Annotated in this window: 17 protein-coding genes; 12 read left to right on the top strand and 5 right to left on the bottom strand. The window is 51.1% G+C overall.

All coding sequences use genetic code 11. From position 1 onward, the window contains the following. Nucleotides 1–227 precede the first annotated feature (227 nt). Nucleotides 228–1,622 (bottom strand): dihydrolipoyl dehydrogenase, encoded by a 1,395-nt coding sequence (lpdA, locus tag BW972_RS11770; protein ID WP_007652975.1) that lies wholly within the window; start codon nt 1,620–1,622, stop codon nt 228–230. A 212-nt stretch (nt 1,623–1,834) separates the two neighbouring features. On the opposite strand from lpdA, the gene BW972_RS11765 reads away from it, so the two are divergent. Then, nucleotides 1,835–2,503 (top strand): tetratricopeptide repeat protein, encoded by a 669-nt coding sequence (locus BW972_RS11765; protein ID WP_007652976.1) that lies wholly within the window; start codon nt 1,835–1,837, stop codon nt 2,501–2,503. Between the two features lie 364 nt (nt 2,504–2,867). On the opposite strand, the gene BW972_RS11760 is transcribed toward BW972_RS11765, so the two are convergent. Next, nucleotides 2,868–4,205 carry a M23 family metallopeptidase gene (locus tag BW972_RS11760; protein ID WP_076422284.1) on the bottom strand — a complete coding sequence of 446 codons (1,338 nt, stop codon included), beginning with the start codon at nt 4,203–4,205 and terminating at the stop codon, nt 2,868–2,870. A gap of 277 nt (nt 4,206–4,482) precedes the next feature. Here BW972_RS11760 and fabG point away from each other — a divergent pair, with 277 nt between their 5' ends. The 6 genes from fabG (at nt 4,483) to BW972_RS11730 (ending at nt 11,080) form a co-directional block, all read left to right on the top strand. Beyond that, nucleotides 4,483–5,229 carry a 3-oxoacyl-[acyl-carrier-protein] reductase gene (fabG, locus tag BW972_RS11755; RefSeq protein ID WP_007652979.1) on the top strand — a complete coding sequence of 249 codons (747 nt, stop codon included), beginning with the start codon at nt 4,483–4,485 and terminating at the stop codon, nt 5,227–5,229. Nucleotides 5,230–5,425: 196 nt separating this feature from the next. After that, a complete protein-coding gene (locus BW972_RS11750) occupies nt 5,426–7,507 on the top strand; it encodes a vWA domain-containing protein (RefSeq protein WP_076422283.1) in 2,082 nt (693 codons plus the stop codon). A 16-nt stretch (nt 7,508–7,523) separates the two neighbouring features. Continuing rightward, the gene (locus tag BW972_RS11745; protein WP_076422282.1) at nt 7,524–8,135 is read left to right on the top strand and encodes a GNAT family N-acetyltransferase; all 612 of its coding nucleotides are present in this window, start codon (nt 7,524–7,526) and stop codon (nt 8,133–8,135) included. A gap of 263 nt (nt 8,136–8,398) precedes the next feature. Further along, entirely contained in the window at nt 8,399–9,103 is a 705-nt protein-coding gene (locus tag BW972_RS11740) for a pseudouridine synthase (RefSeq protein ID WP_076422281.1), read from the top strand. Nucleotides 9,104–9,220: 117 nt separating this feature from the next. Beyond that, nucleotides 9,221–10,504, top strand: a complete 1,284-nt coding sequence (locus BW972_RS11735; protein WP_076422280.1) for an LVIVD repeat-containing protein — start codon at nt 9,221–9,223, stop codon at nt 10,502–10,504. A gap of 18 nt (nt 10,505–10,522) precedes the next feature. After that, nucleotides 10,523–11,080 carry a hypothetical protein gene (locus BW972_RS11730; protein WP_007652986.1) on the top strand — a complete coding sequence of 186 codons (558 nt, stop codon included), beginning with the start codon at nt 10,523–10,525 and terminating at the stop codon, nt 11,078–11,080. Here BW972_RS11730 and BW972_RS11725 read toward each other — a convergent pair. After that, nucleotides 11,070–12,044 (bottom strand): YpdA family putative bacillithiol disulfide reductase, encoded by a 975-nt coding sequence (locus BW972_RS11725; protein WP_076422279.1) that lies wholly within the window; start codon nt 12,042–12,044, stop codon nt 11,070–11,072. The genes BW972_RS11730 and BW972_RS11725 overlap by 11 nt on opposite strands. A gap of 364 nt (nt 12,045–12,408) precedes the next feature. Here BW972_RS11725 and BW972_RS11720 point away from each other — a divergent pair, with 364 nt between their 5' ends. The 4 genes from BW972_RS11720 (at nt 12,409) to BW972_RS11705 (ending at nt 17,074) form a co-directional block, all read left to right on the top strand. After that, the gene (locus tag BW972_RS11720; RefSeq protein ID WP_234986366.1) at nt 12,409–12,789 is read left to right on the top strand and encodes a hypothetical protein; all 381 of its coding nucleotides are present in this window, start codon (nt 12,409–12,411) and stop codon (nt 12,787–12,789) included. Further along, the gene (locus tag BW972_RS11715; protein WP_007652988.1) at nt 12,786–12,986 is read left to right on the top strand and encodes a helix-turn-helix transcriptional regulator; all 201 of its coding nucleotides are present in this window, start codon (nt 12,786–12,788) and stop codon (nt 12,984–12,986) included. Before BW972_RS11720 ends, BW972_RS11715 begins: the two co-directional genes overlap by 4 nt. A gap of 389 nt (nt 12,987–13,375) precedes the next feature. Beyond that, nucleotides 13,376–16,312, top strand: a complete 2,937-nt coding sequence (locus BW972_RS11710; RefSeq protein ID WP_076422277.1) for a WD40/YVTN/BNR-like repeat-containing protein — start codon at nt 13,376–13,378, stop codon at nt 16,310–16,312. A gap of 180 nt (nt 16,313–16,492) precedes the next feature. Beyond that, complete coding sequence (locus tag BW972_RS11705; protein WP_234986365.1) at nt 16,493–17,074, top strand: hypothetical protein; 582 nt, start codon at nt 16,493–16,495, stop codon at nt 17,072–17,074. 18 nt (nt 17,075–17,092) lie between these two features. On the opposite strand, the gene BW972_RS11700 is transcribed toward BW972_RS11705, so the two are convergent. Together BW972_RS11700 and BW972_RS11695 are read right to left on the bottom strand one after the other, a co-directional pair. Next, the gene (locus BW972_RS11700) at nt 17,093–19,504 is read right to left on the bottom strand and encodes a TonB-dependent receptor (protein ID WP_076422275.1); all 2,412 of its coding nucleotides are present in this window, start codon (nt 19,502–19,504) and stop codon (nt 17,093–17,095) included. 5 nt (nt 19,505–19,509) lie between these two features. Further along, complete coding sequence (locus BW972_RS11695) at nt 19,510–20,076, bottom strand: PepSY domain-containing protein (RefSeq protein ID WP_076422274.1); 567 nt, start codon at nt 20,074–20,076, stop codon at nt 19,510–19,512. A 146-nt stretch (nt 20,077–20,222) separates the two neighbouring features. On the opposite strand from BW972_RS11695, the gene BW972_RS11690 reads away from it, so the two are divergent. After that, nucleotides 20,223–20,693, top strand: a complete 471-nt coding sequence (locus tag BW972_RS11690) for a hypothetical protein (protein WP_076422273.1) — start codon at nt 20,223–20,225, stop codon at nt 20,691–20,693. Nucleotides 20,694–20,806: the final 113 nt, after the last annotated feature.

Raw genomic sequence — 20,806 nt, 5'->3', positions numbered from 1 at the left:
ATGTATAAACACGTATTATATGGCCGAAGACGGCAATGCACCTGCCGTACACCCCCTGCTAAGCTTGCAATTTAGATAAAAAGTACTGGAAAATTGTCTTCTTTCGATATATAACAAAAAATATACTTCGCTCAAAGACGCTGGGTTTGCGACTTAATTCTATCAAAAACAGAAAGGCCTGGCCGAAAATGCGGCCAGGCCTTTCCTATACCTGTAGCAGATGATGCTTAGAGGTGAATTACTTCGTCGTAAGCAGCTGCGGCAGCTTCCATCACGGCTTCGCTCATGGTTGGGTGCGGGTGCACCGACTTGATGATCTCATGGCCGGTTGTCTCCAGTTTACGGGCTACCACTACCTCAGCAATCATCTCGGTTACATTGGCACCGATCATGTGGGCACCCAGGAACTCGCCATATTTCGCGTCGAAGATCACCTTCACGAAACCGTCTTTCGCACCGGCGGCGCTTGCCTTACCAGAAGCTGAGAATGGGAACTTACCCACTTTCACCTCTAATCCTTGCTCGCGGGCAGCTTTCTCTGTCAGACCCACCGAAGCGATCTCAGGAGAGCAGTACGTACAGCCCGGGATGTTACCGTAGTTCAGTGGCTCCGGGTCGTGACCTGTGATAGCCTCCACGCAAATGATACCTTCGGCAGACGCTACGTGCGCCAGCGCAGGGCCCGGCACGATGTCACCGATCGCGTAGATGCCATCCACGTTTGTTTTGTAGTACTCGTCTACCACCACACGGCCCTTGTCTACTTTTATGCCTAGCTCTTCGATACCGATGTTTTCGAGGTTGGTCTGTATACCTACCGCCGAAAGCACAACCTCAGCTTCCAGTGTCTGCTCGCCTTTAGCCGTCTTCACAGTCACTTTGCACAGGTCTCCGCTCGTGTCAACAGCTTCTACAGAAGACTCTGTCATGATGTCGATGCCTGACTTGCGGAAAGACTTGGAAAGCTGACGCGATACCTCTTCGTCTTCTACCGGCACAATGTTCGGCATGTACTCCACGATGGTCACTTTCGTGCCCATGGCATTGTAGAAGTAAGCGAACTCCACGCCGATGGCGCCGGAACCTACCACTACCATGCTCTCAGGCTGCTTATCAAGGGCCATCGCCTGACGGTAGCCGATGATCTTCTTGCCGTCGATTGGCAGGTTAGGCAGCTCGCGTGAGCGGGCACCTGTTGCCAGGATGATGTGATCGGCCTCTACGGTATTTGTATTGCCGTCGGCATCGGTCACTTCTACCTTGCCTTTGGCTACTACTTTACCGTTACCCATGATGGCGTCGATCTTGTTTTTGCGGAACAGGAACTGGATGCCCTTGCTCATGCCGTCGGCTACACCGCGGCTACGCTTGATCACGGCGTTGAAATCTACAGACGCCTCACCGATGGTAATACCGTAGTCAGACGCATGGTTGATGTATTCGAATACGTTCGCGCTCTTGAGCAGTGCTTTTGTCGGGATACAGCCCCAGTTCAAGCAGATGCCGCCCAGCGACTCGCGCTCGATCACACCTACTTTCAAACCCAGTTGCGACGCTCGGATGGCCGCCACATATCCACCTGGGCCACTACCCAGCACTACCAAATCGTATTTTGATGCCATAGTTTCTCTTTTTTAAATGCTGAGCAAAATTAAACGATAATCCCAACTTCACAAAACCACTTCTGTAACAGTGCCATGTGTCTGTTAATTAGTACTATGCAAAGGCTACGCTCGCACAATACTAAGAATCATTACAAAAAACAGCCTACCTGTTCCTTATTGGGCTGAACTATTGTATTTTGCGCATCATAACATGAGGTAACCCCTACTGCATGAAAACAATTTTACTGCTCATTATACCTGTACTTTTCGCTTTACCGGCTTTTTCGCAGAAGGCCGCCACACAGCCTGCCCCGCAGAAGACGGCGCTGCAGCACTTTAACGCAGGTAACCAAAAATTTAAGTCAGGCAAGTATACCGAAGCCATTAAGGAATACAGCGAAGTGCTGAAGCAGGAGCCCGAGCACATCGTCACGATGACGAACCGCGGCATCGCCCGCGACCGCATACTGGACTACCGCGGTGCCATTGCTGACTTTGACAAAGCCCTGGCGCTGGATCCTACACACGTAGAAGCCTGGGTAAGCCGTGGCCTCTCGAAATATAATCTGCAGGACTACAAAGGCGCGCTGGTTGATTTCAACACAGCTGTTTCGATTGATCAGTTGCAGGCCCGCACCTACAACAACCGTGGTCTGGTACGCTACGCCCTTAAAGACTACCGCAGCGCCATCATCGACTATGGCCGCGCCATCACCCTGCAACCCGACTACGCCGAAGCTTATTACAACCGGGGAGCCCCCCGATATACCAGCGGAGACAAAAGCGGCGCCTGCGAAGACTGGGTAAAGGCCGAGCAACTAGGCCTGAAAGAAGCTGCACAGTATCTGAGAGATTATTGTGAGCAGAACTCTACGGCTGCCACGAAATCAACGAAGTAAAGAGACTTTTCGAGGACTTTAGCGGCTTCGGTTAAATGAAGTTTAGTTTAACTGGTAAGCTGCCTTATTCCTACAACACATTGCCCGAATCACTCCTGGATTACCCTTTCGGATTTCCCAATCCCCCGTTACGAGCCACCAAGATCCTGAAAGGATAACAGCTGATTCGGATTAAGAAACCCGGATCAGCGTTCAATTTACCTGAAGCATTTGATGTCATTTCGACCATCGGGAGAAATCTGGATCATGGGTAATGTTTTACAATCCTCCAGATCTCTCACTAGCGTTCGAGATGACAAAAGATGAACATACGAAAAAGGGACGCTTGCCAGCGCCCCTTTTTCGTTTCATATATAAGTAAACGTTACACCTCGTCTTCGTCCAGTTTTTTGCGTGACTGATCGGCTGCCAAAAGGTCCTGCTGCAGACCTTTGAGCTCGATCGCCATCAGCTTGCCTTCCAGCTCAGACTTTACCTGTTCAAAAGCATCCTTATTCTTCTTCTCGATTGGATGGGCAGATGGGAGCTGCACTTTCAGGGCATCTACCTGCCTGCCGTTTTTCCAGAAACGGTAGCACAGGTGCGGACCAGTTGCCAGACCGGTGCTGCCTACATAGCCGATGGTCTGGCCCTGACTTACGCGGCTTCCACGCTTGATGCCTTTGGCGAACTTGGACATGTGCAGATACTGAGTGGTATAGGTCTTGTTGTGCTTGATCTTTACATAGTAGCCATTGCCTCGGGTATAGGAGGCTTCCAGTACAACGCCATCGCCTACTGTACGGATAGGCGTTCCGCGAGGGGCTGCGAAGTCGGTGCCCAGGTGCGGCTTGTAACGCTTCTGTACCGGGTGAAAGCGGTTCATGGTAAAGCGGGAACTGATGCGGCTGTACTCCAGCGGCTCTCTCAGAAAAGCCTTCTTCAAACTCTTGCCGTCCTGGTCATAGTAGCCTCCCTTTTTTCCTTCCTGATCGAAGGCGATCGCATAAAGTGGCTTGCCTTCGTGCTCAAAATAAGCAGCCTTTATCTTGCCGAAACCGATCACGTTGCCATTTACCTGCTTTTCATCATAGATCAGCTTGAAGTGGTCACCAGGCTGCAAACGACTCAGGTTGAGACGCCAGGCGTAGATATCGGCAAAGTGGTTTACCAGCTGCGGTGATCCGCCGGCAGCCAGAATGGACTCGAACAGGGAGCGCTCAATAAAACCGGCAATAGCACGCTCTACAATTTCAACTTCACGCTTCTCAAGGCGAACGTCCAGCTCACCGTTCAGGTCGTAGATCACATACTCTACCTCGTTTGGTTCATAGATAAAGTAGCGGGCCGTCTGGGCGGAGTCCTGAGCGTGTAGGATGATGTAGTTGCGCTTGGCATTGATGCGGCGCACATCAAATACTTCTTTTGATTTGCGGGCCAGTTGGTCAATCGTGACAGGCGAGATATTGAAGCTGGCCAGGATTTGCGACAGGTTCTCTCCTCTTTCTACAGTTCCTTCCAGTATTTCGAGTGTGTCGGTGGGGATGCCGAAGATGACCGGGGCAGGTTTTTTGACTGTGACTTCCGGTTCGGGCTCAGGTTCGTCTAATTTTTCTTCTGACGAAAAATTGAAATTTTTAAAGCTGATTGTTTGCGCTGCCGTGATAAACACGAACAACGACACCGCGATCAGGATGGCTAGTCCGACACTACGTTTGAACATTACAAGGTACCTTTGGTTGGAAGAATGGCACGAAAATATGGTTTAACCGATAGAAATAAAAATCATTTACAATACAATATTCAGATTATAAATATGTTGCAATCCTATTTCAGATACACAATATAGCACCACAGGCTATCACCAACCCTAAACCCAATTGCACATTAACCTGCCAGTTGCAGCTTAACCGACTTAAAATCAGAAAATTGAGACTAATTAAAACTGGAGAATGCGGCGGCTCTTCTGAATAAAAAAATCTTTTATAACTTTGACCCCTATGAAAGCACTAGAAGGAAAAGTAGCCCTCGTAACCGGGGCATCAAAAGGTATAGGTCGCGCCATTGCCGAGAAACTGGTAGAGATGGGCGCACAGGTAGCATTCACCTACCTCTCAAGCGTTGAAAAAGGCCAGGCTCTGGAGCAGGAACTGACTGCGAACGGCGGCAAAGCTAAAGGTTTCCGTTCTGACGCCTCTGACATGGCGCAGGCTGAGAAGTTGATCGAAGATGTGGTAGCCGAGTTTGGCAAGATCGACATCCTGGTAAACAATGCCGGCATCACGCGCGACGGCCTGCTGATGCGCATGACCGAAGAGCAGTGGGATGCGGTGATCAATACCAACCTGAAATCTGTGTTTGCATTAACAAAAGGCGCCACCAAGCACATGATGCGCGCCAAGAGCGGCTCGATAATCAACATCACCTCAGTGGTAGGTATAAAAGGAAACGCCGGACAGGCCAACTACTCTGCTTCTAAAGCGGGCATCATCGGCTTCACGAAGTCTGTGGCGCTGGAGCTTGGCTCCCGCAACATTCGCTGCAACGCAGTAGCCCCTGGTTTCATCGAAACAGAAATGACTGGCGAGCTCGACCAGAAAGTGGTAGACGAGTGGCGCAAGGCAATTCCTCTGAAGCGTGGTGGCTCGCCAGAGGACGTGGCCAACGCCGTAGCCTTCCTGGCATCTGACCAGTCGTCTTACATCTCAGGCCAGGTGCTGCAGGTAGACGGCGGTATGCTGACCTAAGTTTGAGAGTTAGAGAGTTTAGGAGTTTGAGAGTCAAAAACTCACTCGCCCAGACTTTCAATTATAATATTAGACCAATGCTGTAGCGTTTACGTTAGTAGCATTGGTCTTTTTCTTTTATCTTTAATCCTGAAATTATTTGATTCTTTAGAAGAAGTACTTCTCAAACTCCTAAACTCCCAAATTCTCAAACTCTTTGGATTCCTTCCGCCTCATAACGACCTATTCACCCTGGCTGATCCTGGCCTGTCTGGCTGTTGGTGCGCTTTACGCCTGGCTGCTGTATAGCAAGCGTACGCCCTGGTCCGCAGGTATAAACTATACCCTGGCGGCGGTGCGCTTTGTAGTGGTGAGTTTTCTGTGCTTTTTGCTGCTCGGCCCGTTGGTACGCTATGTCAGCAACAGCACCCAGGCGCCTACTATCGTGTTCGCAGTGGACAACTCGCAGTCAGTGGCGCTGTTCTCGGACTCGGTGCAGCTGCGTCAGGCACAGCAGGGTTTGCAGGCATTGCGCGACAGACTGCAGGAACAAGGTATACAGACCGAGGTGCGTGTGCTGGGTGAATCCGAGGCACCGCAGAACCTGGGTGAGATGCAGTACGAGGCTGAAACGACTAACCTGAGTCAGCTGCTGCGCGATGTACAGCGTGATTTTGAGCAGCAGAACCTGGCCGGCGTCGTGTTGCTATCGGATGGTATCGTGAACCAAGGCACTTCTCCTACCTACGCCAACTATAACTATACCATATACCCTGTAGCCGTAGGCGACACGGTGCCTAAGAAAGATATCGTGATGGCATCGCTGCGCTACAACAAGGTAAATTACAGCGGCAACCGTTTCCCGCTGGAGGCTGAGCTGCAGCAGCAGGGCTTCGACGGTGCTACTGTGACAGTGCAGCTAAAGGAAAACAAGAAGGTCATCGACCGTAAAACAGTTACTCTGAAGGCCGGACAGCCATTGCAGCAGGTACCTTTCCAGGTGATGGCCAGCGGGTTGGGCAAGCGTCAATACGAAGTAGAAGTGCTACCGCAGCAAGGCGAGTTTACGGAGCTGAACAATTCCCGAAGCGCATACATTGATGTGGTGAAAGGCAAGATCAAAGTGCTGGTAGCAGCCGCATCTCCTCACCCGGATATCAAGGCATTACGTGCTGCCATTGAGTCGAACGAGAACTATGAAACGGAACTGTTTATACCTGGCCTGACGACGCTCAAGCAGCAGGACTATGATGTGGCGGTGCTGCACCAGTTGCCGGGCCGCACAGCCGGTGGTGAGGCGGCCCTTAACCTGGTACGCCAGAAGAACTTGCCGGCCCTTTATATCCTCGGTCCGCAGAGCGACATTGGCAACTTCAACCGCCTTAATGTGGGCATCCGCATCAATACACCAGGGCAGTCCGACGAAGTGACCAGCGTGATCAATCCGAGCTTCAGCACCTTCAAAGTAGCCGAAGAGGCCACCGAGCGTCTGCAACAATACCCTCCTGCCACGGTGCCTTATGGCGACTATCAGCTCATGCCAAACACGGAAACCGTTCTCTACCAGCAGGTGGGCCGCGTGCGTACGAACAAGCCGCTGCTCACCGTGCAGACCGTGGGCGACAAACGCAATGCTGCTCTGCTTGCTTCCGGCACCTGGCAATGGCGACTCACCGAAACGGCGAACCATGAAAACGCCGCAGTGTACGACAAACTGATCACGAACCTGGTGCAGCTCCTGACAGCTCCTCGTAACAAGAAGCGCCTTAACGTATACCCACAACTGAACGAGTACAGCAGTTCCGACGAAATCCGGTTTGCAGCAGAGGCCTACAACGAAGCGCTGGAGCCAATCTACGGACAAAATATTACGCTTAAGATACAGGATGCTGAAGGTGCCGAGAAGTCCTTTGAGTTTGCCAATGGAGAGAACCAGTCGGGGGTGAACATAGGCACTTTGCCAGGCGGTCGCTATACCTACACAGCCTCAGCCCGCATTAACGGGTCGCTGCAGCAGGATAAGGGCGAGTTTATAGTAGAGGAGCAGCAGCTGGAGGCGCTACATGCCGTGGCTGACCATAACTTACTTTACCAGTTGGGTACCAATACCGGCTCCAAGTTGTATTACCCGGCACAGTTGCAGCAACTGGAACAGGACATCCTGAAGGCCGAGCACAAAGACCTGATCTACAGCTCTGAGTCGCTCAACGACTTGGTAGACCTGAAGTGGCTGTTCTTTGTGATCCTGGCTTTGGTATGCGGGGAGTGGTTTGTGCGAAAGTACAATGGGAGTTACTAGTTTTTGATAACGTACTATGACCAATTCAGACTTCCCACATCCCGTTGTTATAGAGACAGAACGCCTATACCTGAGCTCACTGACGCCTGCCATCTACCAGCACCTCTTTACAGTCAGCAGCGATGAGGAGATCACCGCATACCTTGGCTTGAAGAATGCTGCTGAGCTGGCAGAAGAAAAAGACAAGTTCAGCAAAGGGCTTACCACCTATTTCCATAGCTTCAGGAACTTCAGAATTATTGATAAGCTGACCGCTACCGTGCTAGGCCGATGCGGCTATCATACCTGGATTATGAGTCACCGCCGGGCTGAGGTAGGCTATGTGCTGTTCGACGACAGCTACAAGCAAAAAGGCTACATGACCGAAGCACTGGGCCCCGTTATCGCCTATGGGTTCGAGGAGATGGGCCTGCGCCGCATCGAAGCGCTTGCAGCGGATTATAACACACCATCCATCAAACTGCTCAAGCGGTTTGGTATGCAGCTGGAAGGCGTGATCCGGGAGCATTATGTGGTAGATGGCATCAACGAAGATTCGGTACTCTACTCCATCATCCGCCCCGACTTTGACCGGCTCAAGTCTCTGTGGGACCTGCAGTACAAAATTCATCAGCCGGAGAAGGTGTAAATAACTGAATGGTTGAATGGTTAAATTGCTGATGGTTGTTAATGCATGATTAACCTGCTCCTCCCTTTGTCGAGGGCCCCTACTCCCAGAGGGGATTCCGGTGCACGTTTCGGACAGGTCGCGACAGGGAAACGGTAAGGCTACATAGACCCGCAACGTTACGGTGTAAAATCGCTACACTTTAACTTTCTACCTTCCAAACTATTTACTTTTTTAACTCAAAACACTCTCAAACTCCTCAACTCTTAAACTCCTAAACTCTCTTGAAATACATCATCCTCAACAAGCCTTACGAAGTACTCACCCAGTTTACAGACGAGGGAGGCCGTGCTACGCTCAAAGATTTTGTGGCTATACCGGACATTTACCCTGTTGGTCGCCTGGACTACGACAGCGAGGGTTTAGTACTGCTGACCGACGACAAAACTTTGCAGCACCGTTTGTCTGACCCGAAGTTCAAGATTGAGAAAACATACTGGGTACAGGTGGATGGTGTACCTACAGAAGAGGCGCTGGAGGAACTGCGACGCGGCGTGATGATTAAAAGCACGAAGACTGCTCCTGCCATAGCTAGTCTACTGGAAGAGGAGCCGCAGGTATGGGAGCGCTCTAAACCGATCCGCTTCCGAAAAGACATTCCGACCAGCTGGGTGGAGATCAAAATTTCGCAGGGCATGAACCGGCAGGTGCGTCGTATGACAGCTGCTGTGGGCTTCCCGACGCTGCGCCTGATCCGGCCTGCAATTGGTCCGTTGAACATTGGCGAGCTGCAACCCGGCGAGTACCGCGAACTGACAACGGAGGAAGTTGCCAAACTGAAGAGCCTGACCGCTGGCAGCAGTTACGGGTCTGGCAGCAGACCTAAAAGACCAGGCAGCACTCCAAAAAAACCGGGTAGCACTCCTAAGAGCAATGGTGGCCGCCATTACGACAGCCGCAACAACTCCAGCCGGAAGAAAAGATTTTAGACAGATATTTTTAACACCTTACAACCATTCCTATCATTTCGGGGTCCTGTAAGTAAGGGGCATGTAATAGTACATTACAAAGGCCGCTAATTTGGTTTCACATTAAAAAGGACTCTCATGAGAAAAGGACCTCTACCCGTTTTACAACAGGCGATCGCCTTGTTGCTTTTCCTGCCGGCCATGCTCCTAAGCTCCTGCTCCGACGAATGTGAATCAACCACCACCTTCATCGTATATGAACCGGTGTACATGCTGCGGACAGAACTGAAAAATGCGGTGAAAGTAACGCCTGCACAAACACTCAAAGAGCCGGGCAAGATCTATACAAAAGGCCACTACCTTTTCATCAATGAAGTAAACAAAGGTGTCCACATCGTGGATAACTCTAATCCAAGTTTACCACGTTTCCTCAGCTTTATCGACATTCCGGGCAATCTGGATATGGCGGTGAAGGGCAATATCCTGTATGCCGATAACTACATCGACCTGGTGGCTTTTGATATCAGCAATCCACTGGATGTCAGGCTGGTCAGCCGTGTCGAAAACATCTTCCCTACTTATTTTGGGATGGTGGTAAATGACACCGCAGCCGTGTTCATTTCTGAATTTGTGGAGACACAACTGAAACAGCCGGCCGGTACTGACTGCAGTAGCGCTGGTCCTGGCTGGCGCAATGGCTGGATGACTTTTGATGGCAGATCCTTTGCCTCTACTTCGGTGGCGCAGCCTGGCAACTCATCCGGCAAAGGCGGCTCGATGGCGAGGTTTACTATTTCGGGCGACCACCTGTATACCGTCAGCAATTCAGACTTGCAGGTACTCGATATCAGCAACACGTCCAATCCAAAAAAGGGCGAAAAGATCAGGCTGGGCTGGGGCATCGAAACGATCTTCCCTTATGACAACAAATTGTTTATTGGTTCTACCACAGGTATGCACATCTACGACAACAGCAACCCGACTAGTCCGGTACACCTGTCCACATATGCACACGTCAATAGCTGCGACCCGGTGGTGGTGGAAGGCGACCTGGCTTGGGTGACGCTGCGCTCCGGCAATGCATGTGCCGGCTTCACCAATCAACTTGAAGTGATCAACATCAGCAACCCGCGTAGCCCGCAGCTGGTCAAGACCTACCCTATGCAAAATCCCCACGGCTTAGGTATAGACCGCTCCACGCTCTTCCTCTGTGAAGGCAAGTATGGCTTGAAGATTTTTGATGCGAAGGATCACCTAAAAGTGAGCGAAAACCTGATTTCCCATTTCAAAGAGCACGATGCCTTTGATGTCATTCCGATGGGAAGCAACCTGCTGCTGATAGGCCAGGACGGCCTGTACCAGTATGACTACAGCAATCTGAAAGACATCAAGCTGCTCAGCAAACTGCCCGTATCCCGCTAATCCTCCTACCGCCACTATATGAGATACCTATACCTGCTCACCCTGTTATTTTTTTCCTCCGGACTGGCTCAGGCACAGTCGGATGAACAGCCTGTTAAACGTTACATGGGCACGGTCGAGCTCGGCTACCTTTATGGAAACAACAAACAGCATGATGTCGATAACTTTGTAGCTGCACCTACAGTGACGCTTTTCAATGGCATCCGGCTGCACAGGCTACTGGCCATAGGTGCCACTACCGGATTTGATTTTTATAACAACCTCCTGATCACGCCTTTTGCACTGGGTATTCGTGGTGAGATGTTGAACACACGCATCAGCCCAATTTATAGCATTGACGCAGGGTATGGTTCTTCGTTTCTGAGCCATGAATCTGACAATGAAAAAAAGGAGGGTGGCTGGATGTTTAACCCTGCACTGGGATTCCGGGTCAGGAGTGGCAATAGCACCGCCTATACCTTTGCGGCCGGTTACAAAACACAAAAGGCAGAAACTGTCAGCTCCTGGGGACACAGTTTCACAGAGCAAAAGATCACCTTCAAGCGCCTGTCAGTGCAGCTGGGCTTTATGTTTTAGTTTGCTTCCCTGCAATATGCTGCACTATCTTCACAGCATGCTCGCAGGAGTTCTCGATGAACCACACATGGGTCTCCATGCCGCCGCACACCACGCCCGCCAGGTATAGCCCGGGCAGGTTGGTCTCCATGGTTTCGGGATTGTGGTAAGGGTGCCGATAGAAATCATCTGACAGCTTCACCCCGATCTTCTCCAGAAAAGCGAAGTTGGGCTGGTAGCCAGTCATGGCCATCACAAAATCGTTGGGGATCGTCACTTTACCCTCCTGCGTCTGTATATCCACTTCCTGTTCTCTGATCTCGGTCAGGCTGGAGTTGAAATAGGCTTTGATGCTGCCCTCAGCGATCCGGTTTTCCAGGTCAGGCTTGATCCAGTACTTGATCCGTCCCAGTTCGCCTTCCCGCACCACCATGGTCACGTCAGCTCCTTTGCGCCAGGTCTCCAGGGCCACGTCGGCAGATGAGTTATTGGCGCCCACCACTACGACCTTCTGCTTGTAATAATAGTGCGGGTCGTAATAGTAGTGTTTTACTTTTTGCAAATCCTCGCCAGGTATACCGAGCATGTTGGGGATGTCATAAAAGCCGGTCGCCAGGATCACATACCGTGACTGGTAGCTGCCCTTGCTGGTGCTCGTCAGGTATAGCTCCCCTTCGCGGCGTATACCTGACACTTCTTCAAACAAGCGGATGTTCAACTCTCCGATGTCAGCCACCCGCCTGTAGTACTCCAGGGCTTCGCTGCGGTTGGGTTTGGGGTGAATCGAAGGGAAAGGGAAGCCTCCTATTTCCAGCCGGTCGGCGGTGGAGAAGAAGGTCATGTTGAGCGGGTAATTGAAAAGCGAATTGGTGATGGTGCCTTTCTCGATGATCTGGAAAGAAAGTCCGGCTTTCTTAGCTTCCAGTCCACAGGCCAAACCAATGGGACCGCCCCCTACTATTATGATATCGAAAGTATTTTCCAAAATGGTGTTGTTCAGGTATAGCCTACCTGCAGGAGTGAGTTGCTGCTACAGGTATAGCCAGTTAACAGAACGAATATACGGAGTGTTCAGCAGTACAGCACAGACATACCTGTTCAAGATGTGCTGACTTAGTCAATCGATCACTCCCTTTTCAAACATGTTCGCCCTCCAAAAGAAGCCATTCATGTAATAAATTCCTTACACTATGTAAAAAATACTTGCTAAATGTAATGTTTTCTTTACATTTATCGTATCTATTCTAAAAAAGAACAACCCAATGAAAACACAGTTCCTTTTCCCCAACCGATTTAAGATAATTGGATGGATTTTATTAATTCCCTCTACCCTCCTAGGGTTGCTTATCGTGCTGTTAGATAACCCTGTATTTGATTTGGACGCAACCGTGTTCGCTATTTATGATGGCGGGCTTTTTGACCCAGCCAAAGCTTTTGTTTTGATTGAAAACAACATAGTGGATGAGCTTGTCGCCATAGTGGCTATCATCGGTGGAGTGCTGGCGGCTTTTTCGGAGGAAAAAGATGAGGACGAATACATCGCCAAAATCAGGCTAGAGTCGCTACTATGGGCAACTTATATCAATTATGGCTTTCTGCTGTTCTCGGTGCTCTTCGTCTATGGGCTTGGCTTTTACCAGGTGATGCTGTTTAACATGTTCACCGTGCTCTTTATCTTCTTGATACGCTTCAACTATGTCCTCTACAAAACCTCCCGCTCCATCGCATGAAAAATACATTAAAAGTGGAGCGGGCTATCCACGACCTGACCCAAGAAGAGCTAGCCAAAAAAATCGGGGTGAGCAGGCAAACCATCAACGCCATGGAAGCCAACAAATATGTGCCTTCGACAGTACTGGCTCTTAAAATCGCCCGTGTGTTTGAAAAACCCGTCGAGTCTATTTTCTCACTCGATGACTCAGATTAGCAAGTCGCTTTCAGGGTAATACATATTGTCAGACTTCGGGATGAAGCCAATGCTGGGTGCGCAAGCTATACCTATGGCGTGCTACGGGAACATAGGGAGTCTGTGTTAGTATGTGACCAGGTAAGTAGATTTTTACACAGCAGTCCAAATATCTTATCGCTGTCGTCGGCAGAAAAACCAGCAAGCGTACCTGAATAATAAGATTTCATGCTGAGTGTTTTGAGCAGGTAGAAGGCGTAAGTTGGAGGCCTCTATACCTGATATTAGATATATTCAGGGTTCAGTATAACAAATGTTTTACAACCCCCTTCTTTCATCAATAATTGGGTACAATTCCTTAGCTTTAGACACGCAATCTAAACTACTCTAACCATACCTAATTCTACACAATGCAAAAGCGTATACTTTCTGTAGCGCTGCTGGTGGCCCTAAGCGGGGGCGCTGTGCAGGCTCAGAAGAAAGCACCAAAGCAGCCGGCCTCAACACCCGCCAAAGAAAGGCTGCAGGGGTTCGAGAAGCGACAGCAGCTGGAACAGAACTCCCTTGTTAAAAACCTGGCCTTCCGCAACGTGGGCCCTACCGTACAAAGCGGCCGCATCACTGACCTGGATGTGAACCCGAAAGACCCGACCAATTTCTACGCAGCCTATGCCTCGGGCGGTCTCTGGAGAACCATCAACAACGGCATTTCCTTTGAGCCGCTCTTCGACAACGAAGCGGTGATGACCATTGGCGACATTGCCGTGGACTGGAACAACAACGAAACCATCTGGATCGGTACCGGCGAGAGTAACTCCAGCCGCTCGTCATACTCCGGTGTGGGTGTGTACAAGAGCACCGACGGCGGCAAAACCTGGCAGCACATGGGCCTGGACGATACCCACCACATCGGTCGCATTATCCTGCACCCATCTGACCCGAACACGGTATGGGTAGCGGCGGTTGGGCACCTGTACTCACCGAACAAAGACCGGGGTGTCTATAAAACGACCGATGGCGGCAAGACCTGGAAGAAGACCCTCTACATCGACGATAACACAGGCGCGATTGACCTGGTGATCGACCCGAAGAACCCGAACAACTTGTATACAGCCATGTGGCACCGCGAGCGACGCGCCTGGGATTTTGTGGAAGGCGGCAAGACATCCGGCATCCATAAGTCAACCGACGGAGGCAACACCTGGACTCGTGTGAGCACCGAAGGCAGCGGATTCCCGACTTCTGCTGGCGTAGGCCGTATCGGTCTGGACATTCACCCTGGCAACCCGAACATCATCTACGCTTTCCTGGACAACCAGGAGCTGCGTCAGGTGGAGAAGAAGGAGCCAAAGGCGGGTGAACTGCAGAAGGATCAGTTCAAAGGGATGACGACAGAGGCTTTTCTGGCCCTGAACGACAAAGACCTGAACAGCTTCTTGGACAACAACCGCTTCCCTTCTAAATATACCGCCAAAACGGTGAAGGCCGATGTGAAAAGCGGTAAGATAAAGCCTGCTGCTTTAGCCGCATACCTGGAGGACCCATTGGCGGTAACCACCGAGGCTCCGGTAAAAGGTGCTGAACTATACCGCTCTGATGATGCTGGCAAGACCTGGAAGAAGACCCACGAGAAGCCAATCGACGACATGTACTCGAGCTACGGTTACTACTTCGGTGTGGTACGTGTAGCGCCGCACAACCCAGACAAGGTATACCTGCTCGGTGTGCCGCTTTTGACCTCAGACGACGGAGGCAAAACCTTCCGCAACATTGAGGGCGACAACGTGCACTCCGATCATCAGGCCCTGTGGGTGAGCCCTGACAAACCGGGCTATGTGATCAATGGCAACGATGGTGGCCTGAACATCACCTACGACGATGGCAAAACCTGGGCGATTGCCAACTCTCCTTCGGTAGGGCAGTTCTACGCCGTGGCTGTTGATATGGAGAAGCCTTACAACATCTATGGGGGTTTGCAGGACAATGGCACCTGGTATGGTCCGAGCAACTACAAGGCCAGTTCGGCCTGGACCCAAAACGGCCGCTATCCTTACCAGCGTCTAGGTGGTGGCGACGGCATGATGGTGCAGGTGGACTTCCGTGACAACAACACGGTATATCTGGGCTCGCAGTACGGCAACTACGCCCGTGTAGACAAGCGCACCGGTCAGCGTGTGTCTGTGAAGCCAACGCATGAACTTGGCGAAACACCATTGCGCTTTAACTGGGAAAGCCCGATACACCTGAGCCGCCACAACCAGGACATCCTGTACTTTGGCTCCAACAAATTCCATCGCTCCATGAAGAAGGGCGAGGACATGCAAACCCTCTCGGGCGACCTGACAAACGGTGGTCTGAAAGGTGACGTAGGTTTTGGTACGCTGACCAGCATCGATGAGTCTCCGCTCAAGTTCGGCTTACTCTATACCGGCTCTGACGATGGCGCAATCCACGTATCCAAAGATGGCGGTTATAACTGGGAGAACATCTCAAAGAAGCTGCCGCAGAACATGTGGGTATCAACTGTAGTGGCCTCCAACCACAGCGAAAACCGTGTCTATACTTCACTTAACGGTTACCGCTGGGATGACTTCACGCCATACCTGTACGTGTCGGAAGACAATGGCAAGAAGTGGGAGCGCCTGGGCACTAACCTGCCAGCTGAGGCCATTAACGTGATAAAGGAAGATCCGAAGAACCCGGACCTGCTTTATGTAGGCACCGACCATGGCTTGTATATCTCGCTGGACCGTGGCAAGACCTTCATGCAGATGCGCAATGGCATGCCAGCTGTTTCAGTACACGACGTGGTTGTACACCCACGTGACAACGATTTGATTGTGGGAACGCACGGCCGCTCGATCTATATCGCCAACGTGGACCACCTGCAGCAGCTTACACCGGAGATCCAGAATCAGAAGCTGCACCTGTTCGCTTTCCAGCCAACTAACTATAACCCGCGCTGGGGACAGTCGTGGGGTGCCTGGGGTGAGCCAATGGAGACTTCGCTGGAGATTCCATTCTACACAACTCAAGCAGGCACTGCGACCATCCGCATCAAAACGGATAAAGGCCAGTTGTTGAAAGAGATGAAGGACGAGAACGAGCGCGGTCTGAACTACGTGAGCTACAACTTCTCAGTAGACGAAGCCAACGCCAAAGCCTACGAAACGGCCCTGAACAGCAGCAAGAAGGATGGCGAGGAAGCCCTGAAAGTAGAGGCGGCCGATAACAAGGTGATCTACCTCCAGCCAGGTAAGTATATAGTAGAAGTAGAAACAGCCGATGGTGGCAAGGCTACTTCTGAGTTTACTTTGAAAGCGCAGGAAAGAAGAGCAAGAAGTTAATTCTGGAAATTGCTATACCCATTGCAAAGGCAGTCCCGATGGGGCTGCCTTTGTTGTTTTATACCTATTCCTTATAAAGAAAAGAAGATATTGGCACACATATTGTTATAGAATATTACATATATTAGATACAGCTATTCCTATAATTTCTATCATTTAACGCTTACCTAAACCCAGCTTATGAAAATCAAACTTCTACTCCTCACATTTCTTCTCTGCACTTCAATTAGCGCCATGGCGCAGAATAAATGGATACCAAAGCTCGGCTACGGCACCGTGTATTCAGGTAATGGCGATATACCCGGCCATTGGTTTATAGGTGGCATGCAAACGCATATCTCCAAGCGCTCAGGCTTCGAGATACTGGCCACCGGCACATACATTGAGCAGACCCGCCGCTGGGGGCAGGGATATGAGACATTCCAGAAGTCGAATGGTGTTGCGCTTGAAGGATCCTATAACCTCTTCATCAATGCCGGGCCTGTACAGATCTACCCGGCAGTTGGTCCGGTGCTAAGGTATGCCAGCGAACGGGAGTTGTACGGACTTTCCATTCAGTACAACGGGCAGGGTGGTATCACAGACTTCGAGCCTGAGATGCGCTCAAGAAATGAATTGCAGGCAGGCTATGTGCTGGCGCTTAACCTGGATGTGAAAGCTAAACAGCACCTCACTTTCGGATTGAGAGGCTCCGTGCAAAGTTTCCATACTGGGCAGCGACTGGCAGCTGTTGGCCTGACCTTGAAAAATGCGAGATGGTAACCCCGGCTCAACACATTCTTAAATAACAGCCCGGACCGACATCACAAAATTCCTGCCCGGAGCTGCTATACCTGAAGAGTAAGGTCGGTAACGCTGGTCTGTGATGTTCTCTATACCTGCGCTCAGCGACAGGTGCCGGTTCAGTTGGTAGAGTGCCTTCAGGTTGAGTGTGGTCCAGTCGGGACTGTATGGATTCCCGTCTTCGTCTGTCGCATATAGGTAAGCTTTGTCCTGCTCTTCGGGCGCCAGCTGGCTATACCTGAATGCTCCATTATACACGGCATATAAGTCTGCCTTGAACCGATTGCGGGTATAAGTCAGGCGGGTTGTACCAAAAGCTGGTGCGGCATGTCGCAAAGGTGCCTCCGTGCCATTATCTAGTTCTTCACGCCCACGCTGCAGGCTATACCTAGAGGTGATACCAAAACCGGCCGGTAACTTCAGTTCTATACCTGCCTGCACACCCCAAACCCTGGCATAGGCGCCATTCTGGATAGCCTGCACCTGGCTACTTTCTCCCTCGTATCCGATAAAGCTGTTACCGTTTAAGGTATAGTCTCGCCGCACCATCGCATCCTGCAGATAGGTATAGAAAGCTGTCGCATCTAGTTTGAGTACCTCCCCGAACACTTTAGCAAATCCCAGATCCGCATTGTAGGCGTACTCCGGTTTCAGGTATGGATTGGGCACCACGACCAGGCCCGGAGCAGAATCGAAAATCTTGCCGATATCGTCCACGTTCGGAGAGCGGAAACCTGTGGATAAATTCGTGCTCAGCTGCCAGTCGGGTTTCGGACTATACACCAGCCCTGCACTTCCGGTCACAGCCCCTGTGTTGATGTCAGCGGAAGCGAAAGGAAGATCATAGAAGCTCTTGTCGAAAGCTGCATTGAGCAGGATGTGGTTATACCTGGCCCCTGTCAGTACTGTGAGCTCCTCCCCCACTTTGAATCGGTAAGTCAGGAAAGCGGCATAGGAACCCCAGTCCGAACCATCCGGATAACGGGCAGGCCCAGGTATAGTCGCGCCAGTGCTGGTATTCTCATCGGTGCCTGTCGAGCGCACATGGTTATAAATAACTTCCAGACCATAAAAGAGATGATGGCGCCCGTCCAACGCTTTCTCAAAATCCAGGTTGACAGAGTAGGCGTTGACTTTTTCGTAGCGGTTATACCTGGTCGCTTTACCCAGGTCCCGATTGTGACGGCTCTCCTCAAACAGCTGGTGCGCTAAACCGATGTTCAGCTGATCAAAGAATTTGTTGTCCGTCCGGTGGCTTGCCTGCAGGTGCTGCATCGCCCATACCTGCGGACCATAATACCACTCCGCTGAGCGCAGCTTGCCATTTCGGTACAGGGTCAGGCGGTCGTAGCGGGGCACATCGGAGGTGGTAGAGTAATGGAAACCGTACTGTAATTCCCAGTTTTCGCTGGGCCTATACCTGATCTTCTGCATCAGGTTCAGCTGGTCGTAGCCCGTGTATACCTGTCGCATCGGATCAGGATTGGTAATCACCTCGTCCTGTCCGTTTTGGCTGCGCACATACTCTTTTCGGAGGTAATCATCCGGCCCATTTGCCCCCATTGTCAGGTCACCGTAATCGCTGAAAGTTGCGCTGGTCAGAAAGGCCCATTTTTTCAGCCCGTAACTCAGATCGAGGTGTGCGGTCTTCTCGTGGTTGGCCGAAGACCATCGAATGGCAGCGTTGCCTTTGATCAACGGTGATGCGTCCGCCGAAAACTTCGGCGACAAGGTATAGAAGTTCATTACGCCGCCTATCGCATCGCTGCCATACATGACCGAGCCCGGTCCGAACATCACTTCTGTTTTTTCTATGGCGAAAGGATCAAGGGAAATAACATTCTGCAGGTTGCCGCTCCTGAAAATGGCTGTGTTCATGCGCACACCGTCCACGGCAAGCAATACCCGGTTGGTAGCAAATCCGCGGATCATAGGGCTGCCGCCTCCACCCTGACTTTTCTGGATAAACACCTCCCCTGCCTGCCCCAGCATGTCTGCGGCAGTCTGAGGTTGCTGCAGCAGCACATCTTTCGGCCGGATAGTACTGACCCGCTGCGGCACTTCTTTTGCGGCCTGTTGCCATCGGGCTGCCGAAACCACCACGGTGCGCAGTGAGATGTTGTTTTCGCGCAGGTATAACTGAAAGCCCTGCCGCTCCAGTTGCCCGTAAGACAAGGTTTTCTGATCATAACCTATCAGGCGAATCACCAGGCTATCGAAACCTTTGAAGGGACTGACATCCACCCGACCTCTGCTGTCAGTAAAGCTGATCTGCCCGGAATGTTTGCTGTAAAGCTGCACCATCTCCAGAGGCTGCTGCGTGACCTGGTCTTTCACGGTCAGGACCTGCCCGAACGTGGACGTGCTGAGTAAGCACAGCCACCCCATCAAGTGCAGAAGATTCTTCATGCTGCTTATTCGCTCTTGATCTTTCTGATCTTTTTCGGATAAAACCACAGGAAGAAACCCGTGCTGGAAAGGACTAACAATCCGAAGCCCAGCACGTTCATCGACACCAACTTAAAGAGATCGCTGATGATGGAGCCGTCGTGCACTTTCTCGATCCAGTCAGAATGGCGGCGGGCCACGGAAAGCACTTTGCCGGTGCTGGCGTCGAGCTGCACCTCCCAGCTTCCCTCCTTAAAAATGGTTTTCACGATCCCTTTGTCCAGACGGGCTTCGATGCGGTCGATGGGATTGTTGGTGATAGCCGCTGCCGAGTCCAGGCCGGCAAGCGAACGTGCTGACAGTTCAGCCAACGGCAGCCATTGCTGCAGGTCTGCGGTAACTCCTTTTTGGGTGGGTGGCTGCAGCAGATCTATATCTTTTTTCCAGCCCAGCAGTATACCTGTCACACTGCTTACCAGGATAAACAGCCCCAGAATCAGTCCCAGGTAGCGGTGATATACCCGGAAATTACGCAGCCGTTCGGCTAGCGTTTTTACTTTCTGTTTTACAAGGGTGGCAGTACTGGTACTCACGTAGATAGATCAGAATAGGTATGAAAGCCCAATATCCAACAATTGCGGCAGATAAACAATGTGGCGACACCAGTCTTTAAAGTTTGGATACTAATTGCAACCATTCCCCGTTTTAGAGACTCTTACGGTTGAAAAACTATACTACTATGATTAAACTTTTCTATCCACTCCTGGCTCTGGCGCTCTTTACGCAATGCCAACAGGACGAATCCTATGAAACCACGGAGTTCAAAAAAGATACCGACGACCTGAAGTTCGGTCAGGAGGCGCTCCTGCAGCAGTACGGGCAAATTACGCTATACGGCGAGGAGGTACCGCGTCGCCTGATCGTATCCCTGAAAAGCATAGAAGATTCCCGCTGTCCGACTGATGTTAATTGCGTGACAGCAGGCAATGCAAGTGTTTTGCTAAGAGCCTCCAACAGCCATGGCGTGAATGAAAACATCACACTCTGTATTGGAGACTGCGGTACGGATGCAGCCAGAGAAACCCATACCGTAGAAGCTGCAGTTGGCGATGTCAGTTACAAATTCACTCTGAAAGGCGTGAGGCCATACCCTGGCCAGGCACACGAAGGCGAAGTGCAAAAGGCCCAGCTGGTGGTGGAGAAGCTATAAGGCCTTAATTTATACCAGGCTCCGTAGCCTGTACCTACTATTTGAGAATAGTGCTTCCTGCTTTTTAACAACACCAGTTTGCAACACCAACAAAACAGAAAGCCCTGCCAGGA

The organism is Pontibacter lucknowensis, from assembly GCF_900156415.1.
In the GTDB taxonomy this organism is placed as follows: domain Bacteria; phylum Bacteroidota; class Bacteroidia; order Cytophagales; family Hymenobacteraceae; genus Pontibacter; species Pontibacter lucknowensis.
This window is presented reverse-complemented; position numbering and strand designations above follow the sequence as displayed.